The organism is Streptomyces sp. NPDC059456, from assembly GCF_042750055.1.
Lineage (GTDB): Bacteria > Actinomycetota > Actinomycetes > Streptomycetales > Streptomycetaceae > Streptomyces.
This window is the reverse complement of record NZ_JBHYVA010000754.1, coordinates 1-3,949: the sequence shown is the minus strand read 5'-3', so window position 1 is coordinate 3,949 and position 3,949 is coordinate 1. Positions and strand designations below refer to the sequence as shown.

General features: G+C 75.6%; 3 protein-coding genes. 2 read left to right on the top strand and 1 reads right to left on the bottom strand.

Going from position 1 to position 3,949, the window contains the following annotated elements:
- Positions 1-174: 174 nt before the first annotated feature.
- Positions 175-1,281 carry a ribosome small subunit-dependent GTPase A gene (gene rsgA / locus ACFXA3_RS37830; RefSeq protein ID WP_385195035.1) on the bottom strand — a complete coding sequence of 369 codons (1,107 nt, stop codon included), beginning with the start codon at positions 1,279-1,281 and terminating at the stop codon, positions 175-177.
- Between the two features lie 301 nt (positions 1,282-1,582).
- Between rsgA and ACFXA3_RS37825 the strand changes: the two genes are divergently transcribed.
- Positions 1,583-1,978 carry a VOC family protein gene (locus tag ACFXA3_RS37825; RefSeq protein WP_385195032.1) on the top strand — a complete coding sequence of 132 codons (396 nt, stop codon included), beginning with the start codon at positions 1,583-1,585 and terminating at the stop codon, positions 1,976-1,978.
- A gap of 18 nt (positions 1,979-1,996) precedes the next feature.
- Positions 1,997-3,949, top strand: a 1,953-nt coding sequence (locus ACFXA3_RS37820) for an FUSC family protein (RefSeq protein ID WP_385195030.1), incomplete at its 3' end; no start/stop codon positions are given.

The window sequence follows — 3,949 nt, the reverse complement described above, 5'->3', positions numbered from 1 at the left end:
GCGCGCGGGGCGGGGCGGCTGACACTCCCCGGCCGCGGCCCGTGGCTGCGCGGCCGCCAGACGCGGGGCCGCGCGCGACGGCCGTCCCGAGGCGGGCGCCGTCCCGAGGCGGGCGCCGTCCCGGGCCGGACGCCGGGCCGGGCCGTCCCGGGGCGGGCCGTCCCGGGGCGGGGGTCAGTAGCGGCCGGTGCGCTTGGCCGCGTAATTGGCCCGGCCCTCCGCCGACTTCAGGCGCCAGTCCCGCCGGATCTCGGAGCGCAGCCGTGCGTCCGTCTTGGCGACGATCCGCTGGTTCTCCCGCAGCAGTTTGCGGTAGCTCTCCAGGCGCCGCTCCGGCAGTGCGCCGGTCGCGACGGCCTCGGTCACCGCGCACCCCGGCTCCGCCTCGTGGGCGCAGTCGTGGAACCGGCAGTCGGCCGCGTACTCCTCGATCTCCGAGAAGACCTGGCCGACCCCGGCCTCGGCGTCCCACAGGCCGACGCCGCGCAGTCCCGGCGTGTCGATGAGGACGCCCCCGCCGGGCAGGGCCAGCAGGTTGCGGGTGGTGGTCGTGTGACGGCCCTTGCCGTCCACGTCGCGCGTGGCCCGGACGTCCATGACGTCGGAGCCGAGGAGCGCGTTCGCGAGCGTGGACTTGCCCGCGCCCGAGATGCCGAGCAGCACGCTCGTACCGTCGGCGACGACCGCCGCCAGGACGTCCGTGCCCTCCCCGGTGAGGGAGGAGACCGTGAGGACGTCGACGCCGGGCGCCGTGGTCTCCACGTCCTGGACCAGGTGCGAGAGCGTGACCGGGTCCGGTACGAGGTCCGCCTTGGTCAGGACGACCAGCGGCTGCGCGCCGGACTCCCAGGCGAGGGCCAGGAAGCGCTCGATGCGGCCCAGGTCGAGCTCGACGGCCAGGGAGACCGCGATGATCGCGTGGTCGACGTTGGCGGCGAGGATCTGTCCTTCGGAGCGCTGCGAGGAGGTGGAGCGGACGAAGGCAGTCCGGCGCGGCAGGTACGTCTTGACGTACCGGGGGTTGCCGGCCGCCTCGACCGCGGCCCAGTCACCGGTGCAGATGACGCGGAGCGGGTCGTGCGGGGTGACGAAGGCGGTGTCGGCGCGCACGATGCCGTCCGCGGTCATGACGTCGCACTGGCCGCGGTCCACCCGGACCACGCGGCCGGGCACCAGGCCCTGCTCGCCGTACGGGGCGAACTCGGCCTCCCACGCCTCGTCCCAGCCGAGGGGGGTGAGGGCGTGCGAGTACGAAGAAGACAGGGAGGAAGAGAAAGACAAGGGGAAACCCTTCACAGGGTGGCCCCGGCAGCGCGCGCTCGATGGCGCGCGGAGAGTGTGAGGTCAGCCGGAGACCACGGACGTGACATTGATGGTCTTCTGGGTGCGGAACGCGCCCTGCGTGACGACGGTCATCAATGAACTCACCTCCGGGTCGTGTACGTGCGGCAGTTCTCCGCCGGACCGGCGGGAACACGATCACCGTAACAAGTGCGGTCCGCCGCACGCCAATTCTTTTTCCCCGGCCCGCATGTCCGATTCGTTGACGGCAGGCGGGCCCGGCGGCTCCTAGCGTGGACGCATGACTCCCCGCATCGATCTGATCGGCCTGGTCGTCTCCGACATGGCCGCCTCGCTCGCCTTCTACCGCCGCCTGGGCCTGGACGTCCCGGCCGGCTCCGACGACCAGCCGCACGTGGAGGCCGTCCTGCCCGGCGGGCTGCGGATCGCCTGGGACACCGAGGACGTCGTCCGCTCCTTCGACCCGTCCTGGACCCGCCCGACCGGGGACGGGCGGCGGGAGCTCGCGTTCCTGTGCGACTCCCCCGCCGAGGTGGACGCGGTGTACGCCGAGCTGACGGACGCCGGCTACGAGGGCCACCTCGAGCCCTGGGACGCCTTCTGGGGACAGCGCTACGCCGTCGTGCGCGACCCGGACGGCTGCGCCGTCTCGCTGTTCGCGGTGGCCGGGGCGTAGACGGGTGGTCCCGACGCGATGAGCTGGCTGCGGGCCCTGAAGGAAACCGCCCGTGCGGGCCTGCGGGTCGAGCGTGCGCGCCTGGAGCCGCTCACCGCGCTGCGGGCCGCGGCCGGGCTCGCCGTCGTGATCGCCGCCGGTCTGGCGTTCCTGGGGCCGGGAGCGGCCGCCAGCTCCGCCTTCGGCGCCTTCATGGCCGCCATCGCCACCTTCCAGGAGAGCTGGCGGCCGCGGCCCGTGCTCGCCCTGGCCGCCGGGCTGACGCTGGCCGTCTCCACCTTCGTCGGCTACCTCGTCGGTTCCTCGGCGACCGGCCTGTTCCTCCTGCTGCTCGCCGTCTGGGCCTTCGCCGCCGGGCTGATGTGGGCCGCCGGCCCCACCGCCGGGATGATCGCCTCCGGCAACGTCGCGATCATGCTCGTCACCGTCACCCTGCCGACCTCGGTCCCGCAGGCCGCCGGGCACGCCGCGGTGATCGCCGCCGGCGGAGTGGTGCAGGCCCTGCTGATCGTCCTGTTCCCGGTGCGCCGCTGGGGCGCCCAGCGCGACGCCCTGGCCGACGCGCTGGCCGCCGAGGCCGACTACGCCCGGCGGCTGCGCGAGGACCCCGTCGCGCACTTCGACCCGCAGCCCCTGATGCGGGCGCGGGCCGCCGCGACCGTGACCCGCCGCCAGTCGCTGCGGCGCCCCGCCGAACTGCACGGGGCGCGCGGACTCGCCGAGCGCATCCGCCCGGTGCTGGCCTCGCTCGCCGACCCCGAGGTCGGAGCCCCCGCCGAGGGGCCGGCGCGCGACCGGGTGCGCGAACTCCTCGCGGCGGCCGGGGCCGTGCTGGACGCCGCGGCCCGGGCGATCCGGCACGGGGAGCCCGTGCGCCTGCCCGCCCCGTCCCTCGCGGTGCTCAAGTCCCCCGACACCGCCGACCTGCTCGACGGGGCGCCGCTGCGGGCCGCGCACCGGCTCGCCGCGCTGCTGGACGACGTACTGGAGACGGCCGAGCCGGGATCCGGGCGGACGGCCGAGCCGGGCGAGTCGATGCTGCGGCCCACCCTGACGGCGCTGGTCCCGGTGGTGCTGAAGGCCGTACGGGCCGAACTGCGCCCCGGATCGCCGGTCCTGCGGCACGCCGTCCGCGTCACCGCCGTGACCTGCGCGGGCTTCGTCATCGGCGTCGCCCTGCCGCTGGGGCACGCGTACTGGGCCCCGATGACCTCCGTCATGGTGATGCGGCCCGACTTCACCCAGACCTGGTCCCGGGCCGTCGCCCGCTTCGGCGGCACCCTGGTCGGCGTGGCCGTGGCGACCGGTGTCGTCCAGCTCGTCCGGCCGGGGATGTACCTCTCGGGCTTCCTGGCCGTGCTCAGTGCGGGCCTGATGTACGTCCTGATGCGCACCGGATACGCCGTGGTGCAGGCCTTCGTCTCCGCGTACGTCGTCTTCCTGCTCGGCATGGGAGGCGTCCGCTGGGACCAGACCGTGCCGGACCGGGTCGCCCTGACCCTGGTCGGCGGAGTGCTCGCGATGCTCGGGTACGCCCTCTACCCGGCCTCGGGGGCCCCCCCGGGGGGGCGCCGCCCCGGCGCGGGCCGCGTCGCCCCCCCCCCCCCGGGGGGCGGGGCCCCCCCAGGGGGCTCGGGGGGCAGCGCCACCGCGACGGCGCCGCACACGCACCCCACCGCCACCGGCGTTCGGGGCCGGCGGAGACCCGGAGGCAGCGCCTCCGGAGCCGTGCGGAACCGCAGCGCACCCGGCAGGGCCCGGTACTCCCGCCCGGCCGGAGCAACGACAGGGCAGAATTGCCCGGTGCGGTATCTCATCCTTGGCGTCACCGAGGCCCGTGACGAGACCGGCGCCCCCCTCCCCATCGGCGGCGCCCGCCTGCGCGCGCTCCTGGCCGCCCTCGCGCTCCGCGCCGGCGGTCCGGCCGCCGTGCCCGTCGCCGAACACGTCGACCGTGTGAGGGGCGACGTT

Coding starts and splice junctions, on each gene's coding strand:
- ACFXA3_RS37825 (WP_385195032.1), top strand. CDS start 1,583: ATGACTCCCCGCATCGATCTGATCGGCCTGGTCGTCTCCGACATGGCC.